18 protein-coding genes and 1 tRNA gene are annotated in these 16,204 nt (G+C 72.8%); 9 read left to right on the top strand and 10 right to left on the bottom strand.

Going from position 1 to position 16,204, the window contains the following annotated elements; translation table 11 throughout:
* Positions 1-62: 62 nt before the first annotated feature.
* From H596_RS0112380 to H596_RS21380, 3 genes are all read right to left on the bottom strand, one after another.
* Positions 63-139 (bottom strand) — tRNA-Arg (locus H596_RS0112380).
* A 17-nt stretch (positions 140-156) separates the two neighbouring features.
* The gene (locus tag H596_RS0112375) at positions 157-480 is read right to left on the bottom strand and encodes an ETC complex I subunit (protein WP_027285158.1); all 324 of its coding nucleotides are present in this window, start codon (positions 478-480) and stop codon (positions 157-159) included.
* Positions 481-498: 18 nt separating this feature from the next.
* On the bottom strand, positions 499-1,227 hold the full coding sequence (locus H596_RS21380) for an SGNH/GDSL hydrolase family protein (protein WP_084602739.1): 729 nt from the start codon (positions 1,225-1,227) through the stop codon (positions 499-501).
* 20 nt (positions 1,228-1,247) lie between these two features.
* Between H596_RS21380 and H596_RS21375 the strand changes: the two genes are divergently transcribed.
* Both H596_RS21375 and H596_RS0112360 read left to right on the top strand, forming a co-directional pair.
* A complete protein-coding gene (locus H596_RS21375) occupies positions 1,248-2,423 on the top strand; it encodes an OpgC family protein (protein ID WP_051212910.1) in 1,176 nt (391 codons plus the stop codon).
* A 10-nt stretch (positions 2,424-2,433) separates the two neighbouring features.
* On the top strand, positions 2,434-3,177 hold the full coding sequence (locus tag H596_RS0112360; protein ID WP_027285157.1) for a GDSL-type esterase/lipase family protein: 744 nt from the start codon (positions 2,434-2,436) through the stop codon (positions 3,175-3,177).
* Here H596_RS0112360 and H596_RS0112355 read toward each other — a convergent pair.
* On the bottom strand, positions 3,149-4,243 hold the full coding sequence (locus H596_RS0112355) for an isocitrate/isopropylmalate dehydrogenase family protein (protein ID WP_027285156.1): 1,095 nt from the start codon (positions 4,241-4,243) through the stop codon (positions 3,149-3,151). The genes H596_RS0112360 and H596_RS0112355 overlap by 29 nt on opposite strands.
* 81 nt (positions 4,244-4,324) lie before the next feature.
* On the opposite strand from H596_RS0112355, the gene H596_RS0112350 reads away from it, so the two are divergent.
* Entirely contained in the window at positions 4,325-5,296 is a 972-nt protein-coding gene (locus H596_RS0112350) for a Bug family tripartite tricarboxylate transporter substrate binding protein (protein WP_027285155.1), read from the top strand.
* 10 nt (positions 5,297-5,306) lie between these two features.
* On the opposite strand, the gene H596_RS0112345 is transcribed toward H596_RS0112350, so the two are convergent.
* The 3 genes from H596_RS0112345 to H596_RS0112335 form a co-directional block, all read right to left on the bottom strand.
* A complete protein-coding gene (locus tag H596_RS0112345; protein WP_027285154.1) occupies positions 5,307-6,356 on the bottom strand; it encodes a hydroxyacid dehydrogenase in 1,050 nt (349 codons plus the stop codon).
* Between the two features lie 73 nt (positions 6,357-6,429).
* Positions 6,430-7,497 (bottom strand): patatin-like phospholipase family protein, encoded by a 1,068-nt coding sequence (locus H596_RS0112340; protein ID WP_084602736.1) that lies wholly within the window; start codon positions 7,495-7,497, stop codon positions 6,430-6,432.
* A gap of 1 nt (position 7,498) precedes the next feature.
* Positions 7,499-8,293, bottom strand: coding sequence for a 3-hydroxybutyrate dehydrogenase (locus tag H596_RS0112335; RefSeq protein WP_027285152.1), 795 nt, complete (start codon positions 8,291-8,293; stop codon positions 7,499-7,501).
* Positions 8,294-8,484: 191 nt separating this feature from the next.
* Here H596_RS0112335 and rpmH point away from each other — a divergent pair, with 191 nt between their 5' ends.
* The 6 genes from rpmH to argB all read left to right on the top strand — a co-directional run bounded on the left by rpmH (position 8,485) and on the right by argB (position 12,738).
* Positions 8,485-8,619 carry a 50S ribosomal protein L34 gene (rpmH, locus tag H596_RS0112330; protein ID WP_027285151.1) on the top strand — a complete coding sequence of 45 codons (135 nt, stop codon included), beginning with the start codon at positions 8,485-8,487 and terminating at the stop codon, positions 8,617-8,619.
* A gap of 19 nt (positions 8,620-8,638) precedes the next feature.
* Positions 8,639-9,031 (top strand): ribonuclease P protein component, encoded by a 393-nt coding sequence (rnpA, locus tag H596_RS0112325; RefSeq protein ID WP_051212908.1) that lies wholly within the window; start codon positions 8,639-8,641, stop codon positions 9,029-9,031.
* Positions 9,028-9,294 carry a membrane protein insertion efficiency factor YidD gene (yidD, locus tag H596_RS21370; RefSeq protein ID WP_051212906.1) on the top strand — a complete coding sequence of 89 codons (267 nt, stop codon included), beginning with the start codon at positions 9,028-9,030 and terminating at the stop codon, positions 9,292-9,294. Before rnpA ends, yidD begins: the two co-directional genes overlap by 4 nt.
* Before the next feature lie 9 nt (positions 9,295-9,303).
* Complete coding sequence (gene yidC, locus H596_RS21365) at positions 9,304-11,100, top strand: membrane protein insertase YidC (RefSeq protein ID WP_051212904.1); 1,797 nt, start codon at positions 9,304-9,306, stop codon at positions 11,098-11,100.
* 68 nt (positions 11,101-11,168) lie between these two features.
* Entirely contained in the window at positions 11,169-11,780 is a 612-nt protein-coding gene (gene yihA / locus H596_RS0112310; RefSeq protein ID WP_037301217.1) for a ribosome biogenesis GTP-binding protein YihA/YsxC, read from the top strand.
* 73 nt (positions 11,781-11,853) lie between these two features.
* A complete protein-coding gene (gene argB, locus H596_RS0112305) occupies positions 11,854-12,738 on the top strand; it encodes an acetylglutamate kinase (RefSeq protein WP_027285148.1) in 885 nt (294 codons plus the stop codon).
* Here argB and H596_RS0112300 read toward each other — a convergent pair.
* The 3 genes from H596_RS0112300 to ftsH are packed head-to-tail and all read right to left on the bottom strand — an operon-like array spanning position 12,725 to position 16,144.
* Entirely contained in the window at positions 12,725-13,210 is a 486-nt protein-coding gene (locus H596_RS0112300) for a TspO/MBR family protein (RefSeq protein WP_027285147.1), read from the bottom strand. The genes argB and H596_RS0112300 overlap by 14 nt on opposite strands.
* Positions 13,210-14,217 (bottom strand): dihydropteroate synthase, encoded by a 1,008-nt coding sequence (gene folP / locus H596_RS21360; protein ID WP_037301180.1) that lies wholly within the window; start codon positions 14,215-14,217, stop codon positions 13,210-13,212. The genes H596_RS0112300 and folP overlap by 1 nt, the downstream gene beginning before the upstream one ends.
* 7 nt (positions 14,218-14,224) lie before the next feature.
* A complete protein-coding gene (ftsH, locus tag H596_RS0112290; RefSeq protein WP_027285146.1) occupies positions 14,225-16,144 on the bottom strand; it encodes an ATP-dependent zinc metalloprotease FtsH in 1,920 nt (639 codons plus the stop codon).
* Between the last annotated feature and the right edge of the window lie 60 nt (positions 16,145-16,204).

Here is a 16,204-nt window from a genome sequence, read left to right as displayed (position 1 = left end):
TCGAACCACAAGCCGAGGGAGTTTCTGTCTAGCGGTCCAGATGAGCAGTCGCAGGCATGCGGTGGCGCGCCCTGGTGGATTCGAACCACCGACCTGAAGCTTAGAAGGCTCCTGCTCTGTCCGGCTGAGCTAAGGGCGCCCGCGCCGCCCGGGCGGTCAGTGCGTCCAGTTCTCCGCCCGGCCGTAGCGGAAGTTCTCCGCATAGACCTTGGGCCGGATGGGCTTCTCGGGCCGCACCGGCTCCACCTCGTAGCGCAGCCCATGCGCCTCGGCATAGGCCACCGCGGCCTCGCGGCTCGGGAAGCGCAGCCGCACCTGGCCGAGCGTGTCGGCCGAGCCGGGCCAGCCGGTCAGCGGATCGAGGCGCAGCCGGGCCGAGGGGGCGAACTCCAGCACCCAGTCGCGCGTGTTCGCGCGGCCGGACTGCATGGCGCTGCGCGGCGGGCGATGGATGCGGGCGAGGGGGCGGGTCAGCGACATGGGTCTGCCTTTCGCGGCTCAGCGGCCCGCCACCTGACGCCCCGCGCCGGCGGCGGCGAGCAGCGCCTCCGACAGCGCCTCGGCGAGGCAGGCGTAGCCGCGGTCATTGTGGTGCAGCCCGTCGGGCGCCAGCACCTCCTCGGGCGCGACGCCGCGCGCGAACCAGCCGCGCATCAGCCGCGCGCGGGAGAAGAGCGGCACCCGCTCCTCGCGCGAGAGCGCCTCCATGGTGGCGTCATAGCGCGCGGCGAGGGGGCTGGCCTCGAGGCGCGGGGCGCGCTGATTGTCCATCAGCACCACCTCGGCGCCGATGGCGCGCAGCCGGCGCAGCCCCTCGCGCATCTGGGCGAGGAAGCGCTCGGGCTCCACGCCGCGCAGCACCTCGTTGCCGCTGGCCTGCCAGATGACGAGATCGGGCCGCAGGGCCAGCACCTCGCCCTCCAGCCGGGCGAGCATCTCGGCCGAGGTCTCGCCGGACTTCCCGGCATTGACCACGCGCAGCTCCACCCCCGGCAGGGCGGCGCGCAGCAGCCGCTCGAGCCGCGAGGGGTAGGCGGAATCGGCCGAGGAGGCGCCCGCGCCCTCGGTGGAGGAGGAGCCCAGCGCCACGATGGTCAGCGGCTCGCCCGCTTCGAGCTCGGCCTGCACGCCGGGCAGCGGCGGCAGGGCCTCCTGCGCGCGCGGGCACTCCCCCGCCCAGGCCAGCGGGGCGGCGAGGCAGAAGAGGAGGGTCCACAAGGCGCGCATCAATGCCATTATAGGAGGGCATGAGCAGCAGCGCCACGCCCTCCCGCCCCGCGCGCGACACCCGCGCCGACATCTGCCGGGGGCTCGCGCTGTGGATGATCGTCATCAACCACACGCCCGGGAACTGGCTGGGCGACTGGACGCTGCGCAACTTCTCCTTCAGCGACGCCACCGAGGCCTTCGTGCTGCTGGCCGGCTACGCGGCGGCCTTCGCCTATGCCGGCCAGGCGGACCGCCAGGGCTTCCTGCCCGCCGCCGCCGCGCTGGTGCGGCGGGTGGCCAAGCTCTACGTGGCGCACATCTTCCTGCTGGTCGTCTTCACCGCGCAGGTCGGATATTCGGCCGCCGCGCTCGATCGCGCGGCCTTCCTCGACGAGCTCGCCCTCGACCCCTTCGCCGAGGATCCCTACCGCGCGCTACTGGAGGCGCTGCTGCTGCGCTTCCAGCCGCATTTCCTCGACATCCTGCCGCTCTACATCGTGCTGCTCTCGCTGTTCATCCCGGCCCTGCTGCTGCGGAACCATCCCTGGTGGCTGATGGGGCTTTCCGTCGGCCTCTGGCTCGGCGCGCGCGCGACGGGGCTGACGCCGCTGACCTGGCAGGGCGAGGGCTGGTTCTTCAATCCGCTGGCCTGGCAGGTGCTGTTCTTCTGCGGCTTCCAGATGGGGCAGGCGGTGCGCGGCGCGCCTTCGGTGGGGCTGCCGCCGCGCCGGCTCTGGCTCACCGCCGCCGCGGGGCTGGTGCTGGGGCTCGGGCTGCTCGGCATGCTCGCCTCGCTGCATCTGCCCGCGCTGGGCGAGCGTCTGCCCGAATGGCTGGCGGAGCTGATCGCCGGGGTGGACAAGGCCTCGCTGCACCCCTGGCGGCTGCTCTCCATCCTCGCCATGGCCTATCTGATCGGCCATTACGTTCCGCGCGAGGGGCGGCTCGTCTCCGGCTGGTGGGCGCGGCCTTTCCGCGACATGGGCCGGCACAGCCTGCCGGTGTTCTGCTTCGGCATCCTGCTCTCCTTCCTCGCGCGGGTGATGCTGGAGCTGGACGACCGCTGGGCCATGCAGGTGGTGGTGAACCTGTTCTGCCTCGCTGCGCTCATCGCCGTGGCCTGGATCGGCGAGTGGAACAAGGGCTTCGAGAGACCCGCGGCCCTGCCGGCCCCCGCGGAGCCGCGCTTGCCGCGGGCCCTGCCCCATGCGTAAATCGCCTGTCATGTCGCGGAAGGGTCTTGCCGTCTGGGCGCTCGCCGCCGGCCTTCTGGTCGGGGCGCCGGCCCGCGCGAGCGGCCCGGCCTGCGATCTTCCCTCCGATTTCGCCCAATCGGCCCGGCCTCTGCCCGCTCTGGCGCGCGCGCTGGAGCGCGGGCCGGTGCTGATCCTGGCGCTCGGCTCGGGCTCCATCACCGGCCCGGGCTCCTCGGGCCCCGAGGCCGCCTGGCCCGGCCGGCTGCAGGCGCTGCTGAGCGAGCGCTACCCCGGACGCTCCATCGAGGTGGCGGTGCGCGGCGGTCGCGGCGTCTCGGTGACCGACCACCTGGCTCTGCTGCGCGAGAGCCTCGCCAGCGAAACCCCCGCGCTGATCCTCTGGCAGCTCGGCACCGTCGAGGCGGTGCGCGGCATGGACCCGGACGAGATGACGGAGGCGCTGCGCCGGGGGCTGGAGCGCATCCGCCGCCGCGGCGCCGACGTGATCGTGGTGGACCAGCAGTATTCCCGCTTCCTGCGGGCCAACTCCAACATCGAGCCCTATCGCGAGAAGCTGCGCCTCGCCGCCGCCGCCGCCGGCGCCGCGCTCTTCCCGCGCTACGACCTCATGCAGCACTGGGTGGAGACGGGGGCGGTGGACCTCGAGCGCACCCCGCGCCCCGGGCGCGCGGCGGCGGTGGACAAGCTCAACGACTGCGTGGCCCGCGCGCTGGCGGAGCTGATCAGCCGGGGCGTCGCCGAAGCGCGCTGATCACCGCGCGCGTGGCGGCCACCGTGCCCGCGCCGCCGCCGATGTCGGGGGTGCGCAGCCCCTCGGCGAAGGCGTGGTCCACCGCCTCGCGGATGTCGGTCGCGGCGTCGAGCAGCCTCTGCCCGCCGCCCTTCATCGCGAGCCATTCCAGCATCATCGCGGCCGAGAGCATGCAGGCCGTGGGGTTGGCGACGCCCTGCCCCGCGATGTCGGGCGCGGTGCCGTGGCTCGGCTGGAACAGCCCGTGCGTGTCGCCGAGATCGGCCGAGGGGGCGAAGCCCATCCCCCCGATCAGCCCCGCGCCCAGGTCGGAGAGGATGTCGCCGAACATGTTCTCCATGGGCAGCACGTCGAACGCCCAGGGCCGGCGCACGAGGTCGAGCGCCATGGCGTCCACGTAGTGCTGGTCATAGGCGATGTCGGGATGCTCGGCCGCGATGGGGGCGAAGACCTCGCGCATGAAGGCGAAGGCGCGGAACACGTTGGCCTTGTCCACCAGCGTCACCCGGCCCGGCCGGCCGCGCTGGGCGGCCCGGTGCGCGGCCAGCCGGAAGGCGGTGCGCGCCAGCCGCTCGGTGGTGCGGCGCGTCAGCCGCAGCGTCTCCTCCGCCCAGTCGGCGCTGACGATGCCCTGGTCCTTGGAGAAGAACAGCCCCTCCGTGCTCTCGCGCAGGATCACGAAGTCGATCTCCTTCGCGCGCGGATGCGCGAGCACGGCGGGCGTGCCGGGAATGGCGCGGATCGGCCGCACCCCCGCATAGAGATCGAGGCGCTGGCGCAGCGTGATCTGCGGGGCGATCTCGGTGCCGTCGGCGCGGCGGATGCCGGGCCAGCCCATGGCGCCGAGCAGGATGGCGTCGGCCCGCGCCGCGCGCTCGAAGGCCTCGTCGCTGAGGTCCGTGCCCGTCTCCTTGTAGCAGAAGGCCCCGGCGCGGGTGGCGGTGAAGGCGAGGCTGATGCCGTGCTTCTGCTCCACCGCCCGCAGCAGCTCGAGCGTGGCCTCCATCACCTCCGGGCCGATTCCATCCCCGGCGAGCACCGCGATGTCATGGCTGTTCGCCAGCATGTCCCGGCCCTCCCTTCCTCGTTGCGGCCACGCTAACCTGACGCGCAGAGGGCCCGAAAGCCCCTCGTTCGGGAGGATGCGATGCCGTTACGACGCCGCGCGCTGCTGGGCGCGCCCGCCCTCATTCCGCTCGCCGCGGCGGCCCAGCCCGCCTGGCCGGAGCGGCCGGTGCGCATCGTCGTGCCCTTCCCGCCCGGCCAGGCGGCGGACATCGTGACGCGGCTGGTGGCGGACCAGCTCTCGGCGCGCTGGCCGCAGCGCGCGCTGGTGGAGAACCGCGGCGGCGGCGCGGGCGCGCCCGGGGTGGAATCCGTCGCGCGCGCGCCGGCCGACGGCTACACGCTCGTCGCCGCCACCTCGGGCACCTTCGGCGTGAACCCCTCGGTGCTGCCCCGCCTGCCCTATGACGCGGAGCGGGACTTCGCGCCCATCAGCAACATCGCCATGGTGCCGCTGCTGCTGGTGGCGCACCCCTCCTTCCCGGCGCGGGATCCGGCCGCGCTGGCGGCGATGCTGCGCGCCCGGCCGGGCGAGGTGAACATCGCGAGCGCGGGCCCCGCCACCAGCCAGCACATGGCCATCGAACTGCTGCAACTGCGCACGGGGCTGCGCTTCAACATCGTGCATTATCGCGGCTCGGGCCCAGGCATCACCGATCTCGTCGCCGGCAATGTGCCGGTGATGATGGACAGCGTGGCGAGCGCCCTCGGCCACATCCGCGCGGGGCGGGCCGTGGCCCTGGCGGTGGCCAGCGCCCGGCGCATCCCCCAGCTTCCCGACACGCCGACCCTCGCCGAGACCCTCTCGCCCGGCTACGAGGCGGCGGGCTGGACCGGGCTTGCCGCGCCGGCCGGAACCCCGGCCCCCATCGTCGAGCGCATCTCGGCCGATCTGCGCGCCATCCTGGCCGAGCCCGCCATCGTCGAGCGGCTGCACGGCATGGCCACCATCCCCGACCCCGGCACCCCCGCCCAGTTCGCCGCCTTCATCCGCGCCGAGATCGCGAAATGGCGCGAGGTGGCGCAGGCGGCGCAGGTGCGCCTGGAGGGGTGAGGCCGGCCGCCTACGCCTCCACCGGCGCGCGCCCGAGCGCGGCCGCGACGCGCGCGGCGAAGCGCGGCTTCACCTCCGGGTTCACGATGCGCGGCGGCATCCGCCCCGCCGCGAGATCGGAGAAGGCGAGCGCCGCGATGCGCGTGATGTTCGCGCGGCTCTCCTCCGTCACCCCGGCCGTATGCTGGGTGGCGATCACCTTCGGGTGGTGCAGCAGCGGGTGGTCGGCGGGCGGGGGCTCCTGCTCCCACACATCCACGCCCGCGCCCCAGAGATGACCGCTCTCCAGCGCCGCGAGCAGCGCCGCCTCGTCATGGATGGAGCCGCGCGCGGTGGTGACGAAGACCGCGCCTCGCTTCATCGCGGCGAACTCCGCCGCGCCCAGCATGCCGCGCGTCTCGGGCGTGAGGGGGCAATGCACGCTCACCACGTCCGACTGCGCGAGAAGCTCCTCGAGCGTCGCCTTCTCCGCCCCGCGCGCGGCGAGGGTGGCGGCGTCGAGATAGGGGTCGCAGGCCAGCACGCGGCAGCCGAAGGCGGCGCGCAGCATCTCCGCCACGCGGCGCCCCACATGGCCGCAGCCGATCAGGCCCACGCTGCGGCCCTTCAGCTCGTGGCCGAGCAGGCTTGCGCGGTCCCCCGCGCGGCCGGCCTTCATCGCCGCCGCGTTCTCGGGAAAGCGCTTGAGCAGGGCGAGCATCATGCCCAGCGCGTGCTCGGCCACGCCCTCGGCGTTGCCGCCGGCCTGGTTCACCAGCGCCACGCCCGCCTCGGTGCAGGCCCGGGGGTCGCAGGTGTCGTAGCCCGCCCCGGTGCTCGCCACCATCAGCAGCCCGGGCAGCTTCGCCAGCAGCGCGGCGGTGACGTGCAGCGGCCGCGGCAGCTCGTCGCGCGAGGCCATGGCGTAATAGGCCTGGCAGGTGGAGAGCATCCGCACCGCCTCCTCCGCGCTCGCCTCGAGCGGGATGCGCAGCAGCTCGAGCGCCGGATCGGCGGCGCAGACCTCGAGGAAATTGCGGTGCGGCACATGGCCGACATAGCCGATGCGAAGCCTGGTCATGGCGTGGCGTGGTTCTCCCTGCGCGGGAGGCTCGCGCGCCTCGCGCCGCTTGCCAAGCCGGGGCGGCTGCGCGTCAGAGGAAGCGCCGGATGTCGAGGGTGCTCTCGCGGCCCAGGCTGTCGAAATGCGCGGCGAGGAAGCGGTCGGCCGCCGCGCGGCCGTAGTCGCGCAGCGTCTGCAGGAAGTCCCATTCGCCGTTGAACTTCGTCGAGAGCTTGAAGGCGCGCATGCGCTCCTCGTCCTCGATGGCGTGCAGGAAGATGCGGCGGTAGCGCGGCTGCTCGAGCCGCCCCGCATCCAGCATGCGCTGCACGAAGTCTATCGCGCGCATCTCGCTCATCAGCGCCGCGTTGAAGTTGATCTCGGTCAGCCGGTTCATGATGTCGGCCGGCGAGGTGGGCACCTCGTCGCGGATCAGCGGGTTGAGCTGGATCACCACGATGTCGGGTGCGAGGCGCTCGTGATAGAGCGGCCAGAGCGCGGGATTGCCGAGATAGCCGCCATCCCAGTAGTGCTCGCCCTCGATCTCCACCGCCTTGAAGATGTTGGGCAGGCAGGCGGAGGCGAGCAGCACGTCCACCGTGATCTCCTCGCGCCGGAACACGCGCGCGCGGCCGGTGCGCACATTCGTGGCCGAGATGAACATGCGCGGCCCGTTCTTCGCGCTGCGCAGCCGCTCGAGGTCGAGGCTCTGCTCCAGCGCGCGGCGCAGCGGGTTGTATTCGAGCGGGAAGGGGTTGAGCTGATAGGGGCTCAGCATCCGCGTCGCCGTCTCGAAGGCGCGCCAGGCGAGGCTGTGCGTGAGGTCCCAGCCCCAGATCGCCTTCTCGATGGGGGTGGCGCGCAGCGGCGAGAGGGCGAATTTCGCGCCCAGCGCGCGCCAGAACCCCTCCAGCGCGCGCTTCGCGCCCTCGCGCCCGCCCTCGATCAGCCCGAGCGCCAGCACCGCACCGTTGATGGCGCCCGCCGAGGTGCCGGAAATGCCGTCGAAGGCGATGCGCTCGTCCTCCAGCAGCCGCTCCAGCGCGCCCCAGGTGAAGGCGCCATGCGTGCCCCCGCCCTGCAGGGCGAGGTTCACGCGCTTGAGGCGCGCGCCGGGCGCGGCCTCGGCGGCCGGGGAGGGAGGGGGGCTCGCGTCCATCTCAGGCGGCGAGCCAGCCGCCATCCACGCTGAGCGCCGCCCCGTTCACGCCGCCCGAGCCGGGGCCCGCGAGGTAGAGCGCCATGCGCGCCACCTCCTCCACCTCGATCCAGCGCTTCGAGGGCTGCTTGGCCAGCAGATGCTGCTTCAGCGCCACCTCCTCGCTCACGCCGTGCTTCTCGGCGAGCGGCTTCACCTGCGCCTCGGCGAGCGGCGTGCGCACGAAGCCGGGGCAGATGGCGTTGCAGGTGATGGGCGTCTCCGCGATCTCGAGCGCGACCGATTTGGTCAGCCCCACCACCCCGTGCTTGGCGGCGACATAGGCCGTCTTGAAGGGGCTCGCCACCAGCCCGTGCGCGGAGGCGATGTTGATGATCCGGCCGTACCGGCGGCCCAGCATGCCCGGCAGCGCCGCCTTGATGGCGTGGAAGTTGGAAGAGAGGTTGATGGCGAGGATCGCGTCCCACTTCTCCTCGGGGAAATCCTGAACGGGGCTGACGAACTGGATGCCCGCATTGTTCACCAGGATGTCGAGCCGGCCGAAGGCGGCCTCGGCGGCAGCCACCATGGCGCGCACCTCGGCGGGCTTCGCCATGTCGGCCGGGCTGTAGGGCGCCTCGGCCACGCCCATCAGCGCGCCGATCCCGGCCCGGGCGGCGGCGATCTCCTCCGCCCTGCCGAAGCCGTTGAGCATCACCCGCGCCCCCGCCTCGGCGAAAAGCCGCGCGATGCCGAGCCCGATGCCGGAGGTGGAGCCGGTGATCAGGGCCGCCTGCCCGTCCAGAATCCGTTCCATGCGCTGTGTCATCCCGCCATGTCGGCGCATGGGCATAGGCCCGTTGCCGCGCTGCGGCAATCCGCGCGGCGGCAGGGCGGCGCCGGCGCCGCCCGCGGTTGACGCCCGCCCCCCGGGCTTCCTATACCCCCGCCACGCCGGGGCGCGCGCGGCGCGACCCCGCCCTTCCTCTTTGCTCTGGAGTTCCGGCCGTGAAGCGCACCTATCAGCCCTCGAAGCTCGTCCGCAAGCGGCGCCATGGCTTCCGCGCCCGCATGGCGACGGTCGGCGGCCGGAAGGTGCTGGCCAATCGCCGCGCCAAGGGCCGCGCCAAGCTCTCCGCCTGACGGGCGCCCGCGGGCGCCCATGCCTGCCGTGACGCCGCCGCCCGCGAAGCCGGGGCGCCTCAAGCGGCGCGCCGAGTTCCTGCGTGCCGCGCGCGAAGGCGCCAAGGTGGCGCGCGGGGCGCTGCTGCTGCAGGCCCTGCCGCGGCAGGACTCGGCCACGCGCCTGGGCTTCACCGCCACGAAGAAGATCGGCAACGCCGTGACCCGCAACCGCGCGAAGCGCCGGCTGCGCGCGGCGGCGCGGCTCGCCCTGGCGGCCGAGCCCGCCCCGGGCTGGGATCTCGTGCTGATCGCCCGGGAACAGACGGCCCGCTGCCCCTTCGCCGAGATCGCGCGCGCCCTCGACTCCGCGCTCGTCAAGGCGGGCGTGCGCGCCGGCGGCCCGACGCTGCCCGAGACGAGCCGCCCGTGAACCCCGTCACGCCGCTGCTGAAGGGCGCGGTGATCGCCTATCAGTGGACGCTGCGGCCCATCCTCGGCTGCAACTGCCGCTTCCACCCCTCCTGCTCGGACTACGCGCTGGGCGCGCTCAGCGAGCACGGGGCGCTGCGCGGGACGGGCCTCGCCGCCTGGCGCATCCTGCGCTGCAACCCCTGGAATCCCGGCGGCTACGACCCCGTGCCGCCCCGGCTGAACCGGCTCGCGCCCCGCGCGCCGGGCCAGCCCGAAACCTGACCGAGACCCATGGACCAGAAGCGCCTTTTCGCGGCGATCGCCCTTTCCATCGGCATCCTGCTGCTGTTCGACGTGTGGAACCGGACGATGTCGCCCCCGGCGCCGCCGCCCGCCCCCCAGGCCCAGCAGGCCGAGGTGCCGCTGCCGGCCACGCCTGCCGCCCCCGGCGCCGCCCCGGCCGCCCCCGCCGCGCCGGCGGAGCTGTCGCCCGCCCGGGCCGAGGCGCAGCGCGTGCCGGTGGAGAACCCGCGCCTGACCGGCGCCCTCTCGGCGCGGGGGCTGATGCTCGACCAGCTCGTGCTGCGCCAGTTCCGCGAGACGGTGGAGCCGGGCTCGGCCAATGTCACCCTGCTCGCGCCGCGCGGCCGGCCGGAGGGGTATTTCGCCCAGTGGGGCTGGACGGCCGCCGATGGCCGCACCCGCGTGCCTGACAACGAGACGGACTGGACCGTGACGGGCGGGCCGCTGGCCCCCGGCCGGCCCGTGACCTTCACCTGGGACAATGGGCAGGGCCAGATCTTCGAGGCCGAGGTCTCGGTGGACGCCGACTACATGTTCACCGTGCGCCAGACCCTCCGCAACAGCGCCGCCGAGGCCGTGGTGGTGCTGCCCTGGGCCCGGGTGCGGCGCGAGCGCACGCCGCAGACGCTGGGCTTCTTCATCCTGCATGAGGGTTTCGTCGCCGTGCAGGACGGGCGGCTGACCGAGATCACCTACAGCGACGGCCGCGACGAAGGGAACCGCCGCCGCGCCCAGGGCTCCGCCTGGGACAACGAGGCGGCCGAGGGCTGGGCCGGCCTCTCCGACAAATACTGGCTGACGGCGCTGACCCGCGCCGAGGACGGCCAGCGCCTGCGCAGCGCCTTCCGCCACATCCCCGACCAGGGGGTGGACCGCTGGCAGGTGGACATCGCGCCCCCCGCGCCGCAGGCCATCGCGGCCGGGCAGTCGGCCGGCTTCGCCTCGCGCCTCTTCGCCGGGGCGAAGGAGGTGGAGCTCCTCGACCGCTACCGCGACCAGCAGCGCATCCAGGATTTCGACAAGGCGATCGACTGGGGCTGGTTCTACTTCATCACCAAGCCCTTCTTCTATGTGCTGCACTGGCTCGGCATCGTCACGGGCAATTTCGGCATCGCCATCCTGATCTTCACCCTGTGCCTGAAGGTCCTGTTCTTCCCGCTGGCCAACAAGGCCTACAAGTCCATGGGCCGCATGCGCCTCGTGGCGCCGAAGATGCAGGAAATCCGTGACCGGTACAAAGACGACCCCGCGAAGATGCAGGCGGAGATGATGGCGCTCTACAAGAGCGAGAAGATCAACCCCGCCTCGGGCTGCCTGCCTATCCTGGTGCAGATTCCCGTCTTCTTCGCGCTCTACAAGGTTCTGTTCATCTCCATCGAGATGCGTCACGCGCCCTTCTTCGGCTGGATCCGTGACCTCTCGGCCATGGACCCGACCAACCTGTTCAACCTCTTCGGCCTGATCCCCTGGGATCCCCCCAGCTTCCTGCATCTGCCGGTCTGGGCGATCATCATGGGCGTGACCATGTGGGTGCAGCAGAAGCTGAACCCCCAGCCGCCCGACCCGATCCAGCAGAAGATCTTCGCCTGGCTGCCGGTGCTCTTCACCTTCATGCTGGCGAGCTTCCCGGCCGGGCTCGTGATCTACTGGACCTGGAACAACCTCCTCTCCATCGCCCAGCAGTGGTACATCATGCATCTCGACAAGAAGGCGCAGGCGGCGCGCCCGCCGGCCCAGGGGGGGCGGGGCGCCGGCGGCCAGGGGACGGCGGCGGCGAAGAAGTGAGCCTCCCTGCGGGCCTTCCCGCCGGCGGGCTTGCCGAGGCGCGCGACGAAGCGCAGCGCGCCGCGCTCATCGAGGCCGGGCGGCTGCTCTTCGCCCGGCCCTGCGCCTTCTTCCACGCGAGCCAGCGTCTCGACCAGCTCCCGCCGCCCGAGGGGGTGGAGGTGGCGCTGGCCGGGCGCTCCAATGTGGGCAAATCCTCGCTCACCAACGCGCTGACGGGGCGGCGGGCGCTGGCGCGCGTCTCCCACACCCCGGGGCGGACCAAGCAGCTCAACTTCTTCCGCGTCGAGGGCACGCCGCTCGCCCTCGTGGACATGCCGGGCTACGGCTTCGCCAAGGCCTCCAAGCTGGTGAAGGAGGACTGGCAGGGGCTGATGTTCGACTACCTGCGCGGCCGGCCCAACCTGCGCCGCGTGCTGCTGCTGCTGGACGCGCGGATCGAGACCAAGCCCTCCGACCGCGCGGTGATGGACCTGCTGGACAAGGCCGCCGTGGCCTTCCAGCTCGTGCTCACCAAGGCCGATGACGTGAAGCCGGCCGCGCTGGAGAAGCGCCTTGCGGAGGCGCAGGGCCTCGCGCGCGCCCATCCGGCGGGGCACCCGCTCGTGCTCGTCACCTCGGCCGAGACGGGCCAGGGCATCCCCGAGCTGCGCGCGGAGATCGCCGCGCTGCTCGCCTGACACCTCACTGGCTTGACGCCCCGCCCCGCCCGCCGGATAGCGCCCCCAGCAAGGCCCGAGGAACGCCACCCAGATGTCCGACGACGCGCTCGCCCAGATGCAGACGATGATCGGCGCGCTGCCCTACCTCAAGCGCTACGACGACCAGATCGTGGTGGTGAAGTACGGCGGCCACGCCATGGGCGAGGAGGAGGCGGCCGAGCGCTTCGGCCGCGACATCGCCCTGCTCGAGCAGGTGGGGGTGAACCCCGTGGTGGTGCATGGCGGCGGGCCGCAGATCAACGCCATGCTCGGCCGGCTCGGCGTGAAGTCCACCTTCGTGCAGGGGCTGCGCGTGACCGACCAGCAGATGGTCGAGGTGGTGGAGATGGTGCTGGCCGGCACCGTGAACAAAGCCCTCTCCTCCGCCATCACCCGGGCGGGCTGCATCGCGGTGGGCATCTCGGGCAAGGATGGCGGGCTGATCCGCGCCCGCAAGGCCACGCGCACGGTGAAGGATCCGGGCAGCAACATCGAGCAGGTGCTCGACCTCGGCCTGGTGGGCGAGCCGGAGAGCGTGGACACGCGCGTGCTCGAACTCCTGATCGGCGCGGACATCGTGCCGGTGATCGCGCCCGTGGGGCTCGGCCCCGATGGGCAGACCTACAACATCAACGCCGACACCGTCTCGGGCGCCATCGCCGGCGCGCTCAGGGCCGAGCGCATGCTGATGCTGACGGATGTGCCCGGGGTGCTGGACGCGAACAAGACCCTCATCCCCGAGATGACGGTGGCCGAGGCCCGTGCGGGCATCGCCGCGGGCTGGATCGCGGGGGGGATGATCCCCAAGATCGAGACCTGCATCTACGCCATCGAGCAGGGGGTGAAGGGCGCCGTGATCCTCGACGGGCGCCAGCCCCACGCGGTGCTGCGCGAACTCTTCACCGACAAGGGCGCGGGCACTCTCATCCGGCCGTGAGCGGGGCGGGGCGCGGGCGCGCCCCGTTCAGCCGCCACAGCGCGAGGTTCAGCGCGCCCGCGAAGCCCACCCAGGCGAGGTAGGGCGCGAAGAGCCAGGCCGCCGTCGCGCTGATCGGGGCGAACAGCGCGATGCACAGCCCGATGCAGGCCCAGAGCGCGCAGAGCTCGTAGAAGGCGAGGTCCGGCCGCCGCAGCCCGAAGAAGAGCCAGGACCAGGCGAAGTTCAGCACGAGCTGCGCAGCGTAGGCGATCAGCGCGGGGCCGAAGCCCGCCGCGCGCCAGACCAGCCAGCCCGCCACCGCGATCATGCAGAACAGCACCGCCCAGGCGGGGCCGAACAGCCAGTCGGGCGGGCACCAGCGCGGCTTGCGCAGCCCGGCATACCAGGGGCCGGGCGCGAAGATGGCGCCCGAGGCGGCGGTGGCCACGCAGGCGGCGAAGAAGACGCCGAGCATCCACCACTCGCCCATCACGCCCCTCCGGTCAGCACCGCCGCGCGCAGCCTGAGCGCCTGCACGGTCGCGGCCACATCGTGCACGCGCAGGATATGGGCCCCGCGCGCCGCCCCCGCCAGGGCGGCCGCGACGCTGCCATGCACCCGCTCCGCCGGCGCCTCCACCCCCGTGATCCGGCCGATGAAGGTCTTGCGCGAGGCGCCGAGCAGGATGGCGCAGCCGAGCCCCGCAAGCGCCGGCAGCCGCTCGATCAGCGCGAGGTTGTGCGCGACCGTCTTGCCGAAGCCGATGCCCGGATCGAGCGCGATCCGCCCGCGCGGGATGCCGGCGGCCTCGCAGGCGTCGAGGCGGCGGGCGAGATGCTCGGCCACCTCGCGCACCACATCCTCGTAGGCCACCCTTCGCTGCATGGTGCGCGGATCGAGCGTGCGCATGTGCATGAGCACCACAGGGCAGCCGGCCTCGGCCACCACGCCCATCGCCGCGGGGTCGAAGGCGAGCGCGCTCACATCGTTCACGATGCGCGCCCCGGCGGCGAGGGCCGCGCGCATCGTCTCGGCGTGGCGCGTGTCCACGCTGACCGGGGCGAGGCGGGCGAGGGCGCGGATCACGGGCAGGATGCGCGCCTGCTCCTCCTCCGGGCTCACCGGGGCGGCGCCGGGGCGGGTGCTCTCGCCGCCCACGTCCAGCATGTCGGCCCCCGCGGCCAGCATGGCCTCGCCCCGGGCGATGGCGGCGGCATGCGCCGCGCCCAGCCCATCGCCCGAGAAGCTGTCGGGCGTGCAGTTGACGATGCCCATGACCAGCGGCCGCGCCGGATGGGGCGCGAGGCCCGGGAAGGGCGGCGGCGCGGCGGAGAGCACGGGCGGCGCGGAAGCGGCCGGGCGCATCGGGCCCGCATCTCCCAGCGGCCGCCAGCCCAGAAAGGCGAGGGGCCCGCCCTGCAACGGCAGCGCGAGCCCCTGTGCCACCGCCTCCGCCGCCGCCGGCCCGTCGAGCAGGCCGAGCGGCTCGGGGATCATGCGGGCCTCACCCCGCGGGCGCGGGCGAGAAGCCGCCCGTATCGGGGCGCGGGGTGCGGCCCGAGCTGGGCACGCTGCCGCGCCCGGCCTGGGCGGGCTCGTCGGGGCGGCTCCGCACCACCGGCTCGCCGCGCAGCACCTGGCGGATTTCGTCGCCCGAGAGCGTCTCGTATTCGAGAAGCCCCTTGGCGAGGCGCTCCAGCTCCTCCCGGTTCTCGGTCAGGATGTGCTTCGCGCGCGCATAGGCCTCGTCGATGATGCGGCGGATTTCCGCGTCTATGAGCTGGGCGGTGGCCTCGCTCACGTTCTTCGACTGGGTGACGGAATGGCCGAGGAACACCTCCTGGCTGTTCTCGCCATAGGCCACCATGCCGAGCTTCTCGCTCATGCCCCATTCGGTGACCATCAGGCGCGCCTGGTTGGTCGCCATCTTGATGTCGCCCGAGGCGCCGTTGCTCACCTTGTCCGGGCCGAAGACGATCTCCTCCGCCACGCGCCCGCCCATGGCCATGGCGAGCTCGGCCTTCATCTTGGACTTGTGCTTGGAGTAGCGGTCCCCGGCGGGGAGGCTCATCACGAGGCCGAGCGCCCGGCCGCGCGGGATGATGGTGGCCTTGTGGACCGGGTCGCACTCCGGCTCGTGCATGGCGACGAGGGCGTGCCCCGCCTCGTGATAGGCGGTCATGCGCTTCTCGTCCTCGGACATGACGAGGCTGCGGCGCTCCGCGCCCATCATCACCTTGTCCTTCGCGGCCTCGAACTCCGCCATGCCGACGGTGCGCCGGCCCGTCCGCGCGGCGAGCAGCGCGGCCTCGTTCACGAGGTTGGCGAGATCCGCGCCCGAGAAGCCGGGCGTGCCGCGCGCGATCACCTTCGGGTCCACGTCGGAGGCGAGCGGCACCTTGCGCATGTGCACGCGCAGGATCTTCTCGCGCCCCACCACGTCGGGGTTCGGCACCACCACCTGGCGGTCGAAGCGGCCGGGGCGCAGCAGCGCCGGGTCCAGCACGTCGGGGCGGTTGGTGGCGGCGATGATGATCACGCCCTCGTTGCTCTCGAAGCCGTCCATCTCGACGAGCATCTGGTTCAGCGTCTGCTCGCGCTCGTCGTTGCCGCCGCCGAGGCCCGCCCCGCGATGGCGGCCCACCGCGTCGATCTCGTCGATGAAGATCAGGCAGGGGGCGTTCTTCTTGCCCTGCTCGAACATGTCGCGCACGCGGGAGGCGCCCACGCCCACGAACATCTCGACGAAGTCGGAGCCCGAGATGGTGAAGAAGGGCACATTCGCCTCGCCCGCGATGGCGCGGGCGAGCAGCGTCTTGCCGGTGCCCGGGGGGCCCACCAGCAGCACGCCCTTCGGAATCTTGCCGCCCAGGCGCTGGAACTTCTGCGGGTCGCGCAGGAAGTCCACGATCTCCTCGAGCTCGGCCTTCGCCTCGTCGATGCCGGCCACGTCCTCGAAGGTGACGCGGCCGTGCTTCTCCGTCAGCAGCCGGGCGCGGCTCTTGCCGAAGCCCATGGCGCGGCCGCCGCCGCCCTGCATCTGGCGCATGAAGAAGATCCAGACGCCGATGAGCAGCAGCATCGGGAACCAGGAGATCAGGATCTGGAAGAGCGGGTTCACCTCGCTCTCCTCCGGCCGCGCCACCACGCGCACGCCCTTTTCGGTCAGGCGCGAGACGAGGCTCGGATCCTCCGGCGTGTAGGTGGTGAAGCTGCGCCCGTCGGTGAGCTGGCCGGAGACGGTGCGGCCCTGGATCACCACGTCGCGCACCTGGCCGTTGTTCACCTCGTTGAGGAAGTCGCTGTAGGCGACCTGCATCTGCGCCCGGCCGGTCGGCCCGGAGGGCTGGAAGAGGTTGAACAGCGCCACCAGCAGCAGCGCCACGATCACCCAGAGGGCCAGGTTCCGGCCGAAATTGCTCACGTCCGCTTTTCCCCTTCGCGGGCGGCGATGGCCCGCACGAACCCCATGTGGTGCGCCTGC

Origin of the sequence: Rubritepida flocculans DSM 14296 (assembly GCF_000425365.1) — a bacterium.
Taxonomy (GTDB): domain Bacteria; phylum Pseudomonadota; class Alphaproteobacteria; order Acetobacterales; family Acetobacteraceae; genus Roseococcus; species Roseococcus flocculans.
Note: the sequence above shows the minus strand (reverse complement) of the source record. Positions and strands in the feature narration are given on the sequence as shown.

Excerpts from the sequence above, each read along its gene's own strand:
- H596_RS0112375 (WP_027285158.1), bottom strand. The coding sequence starts at position 480 with ATGTCGCTGACCCGCCCCCTCGCCCGCATCCATCGCCCGCCGCGCAGC.
- H596_RS21380 (WP_084602739.1), bottom strand. The coding sequence starts at position 1,227 with ATGCGCGCCTTGTGGACCCTCCTCTTCTGCCTCGCCGCCCCGCTGGCC.
- H596_RS21375 (WP_051212910.1), top strand. The coding sequence starts at position 1,248 with ATGAGCAGCAGCGCCACGCCCTCCCGCCCCGCGCGCGACACCCGCGCC.
- H596_RS0112360 (WP_027285157.1), top strand. The coding sequence starts at position 2,434 with ATGTCGCGGAAGGGTCTTGCCGTCTGGGCGCTCGCCGCCGGCCTTCTG.
- H596_RS0112355 (WP_027285156.1), bottom strand. The coding sequence starts at position 4,243 with ATGCTGGCGAACAGCCATGACATCGCGGTGCTCGCCGGGGATGGAATC.
- H596_RS0112350 (WP_027285155.1), top strand. The coding sequence starts at position 4,325 with ATGCCGTTACGACGCCGCGCGCTGCTGGGCGCGCCCGCCCTCATTCCG.
- H596_RS0112345 (WP_027285154.1), bottom strand. The coding sequence starts at position 6,356 with ATGACCAGGCTTCGCATCGGCTATGTCGGCCATGTGCCGCACCGCAAT.
- H596_RS0112340 (WP_084602736.1), bottom strand. The coding sequence starts at position 7,497 with ATGGACGCGAGCCCCCCTCCCTCCCCGGCCGCCGAGGCCGCGCCCGGC.
- H596_RS0112335 (WP_027285152.1), bottom strand. The coding sequence starts at position 8,293 with ATGGAACGGATTCTGGACGGGCAGGCGGCCCTGATCACCGGCTCCACC.
- rnpA (WP_051212908.1), top strand. The coding sequence starts at position 8,639 with ATGCCTGCCGTGACGCCGCCGCCCGCGAAGCCGGGGCGCCTCAAGCGG.
- yidC (WP_051212904.1), top strand. The coding sequence starts at position 9,304 with ATGGACCAGAAGCGCCTTTTCGCGGCGATCGCCCTTTCCATCGGCATC.
- argB (WP_027285148.1), top strand. The coding sequence starts at position 11,854 with ATGTCCGACGACGCGCTCGCCCAGATGCAGACGATGATCGGCGCGCTG.
- H596_RS0112300 (WP_027285147.1), bottom strand. The coding sequence starts at position 13,210 with ATGGGCGAGTGGTGGATGCTCGGCGTCTTCTTCGCCGCCTGCGTGGCC.
- folP (WP_037301180.1), bottom strand. The coding sequence starts at position 14,217 with ATGATCCCCGAGCCGCTCGGCCTGCTCGACGGGCCGGCGGCGGCGGAG.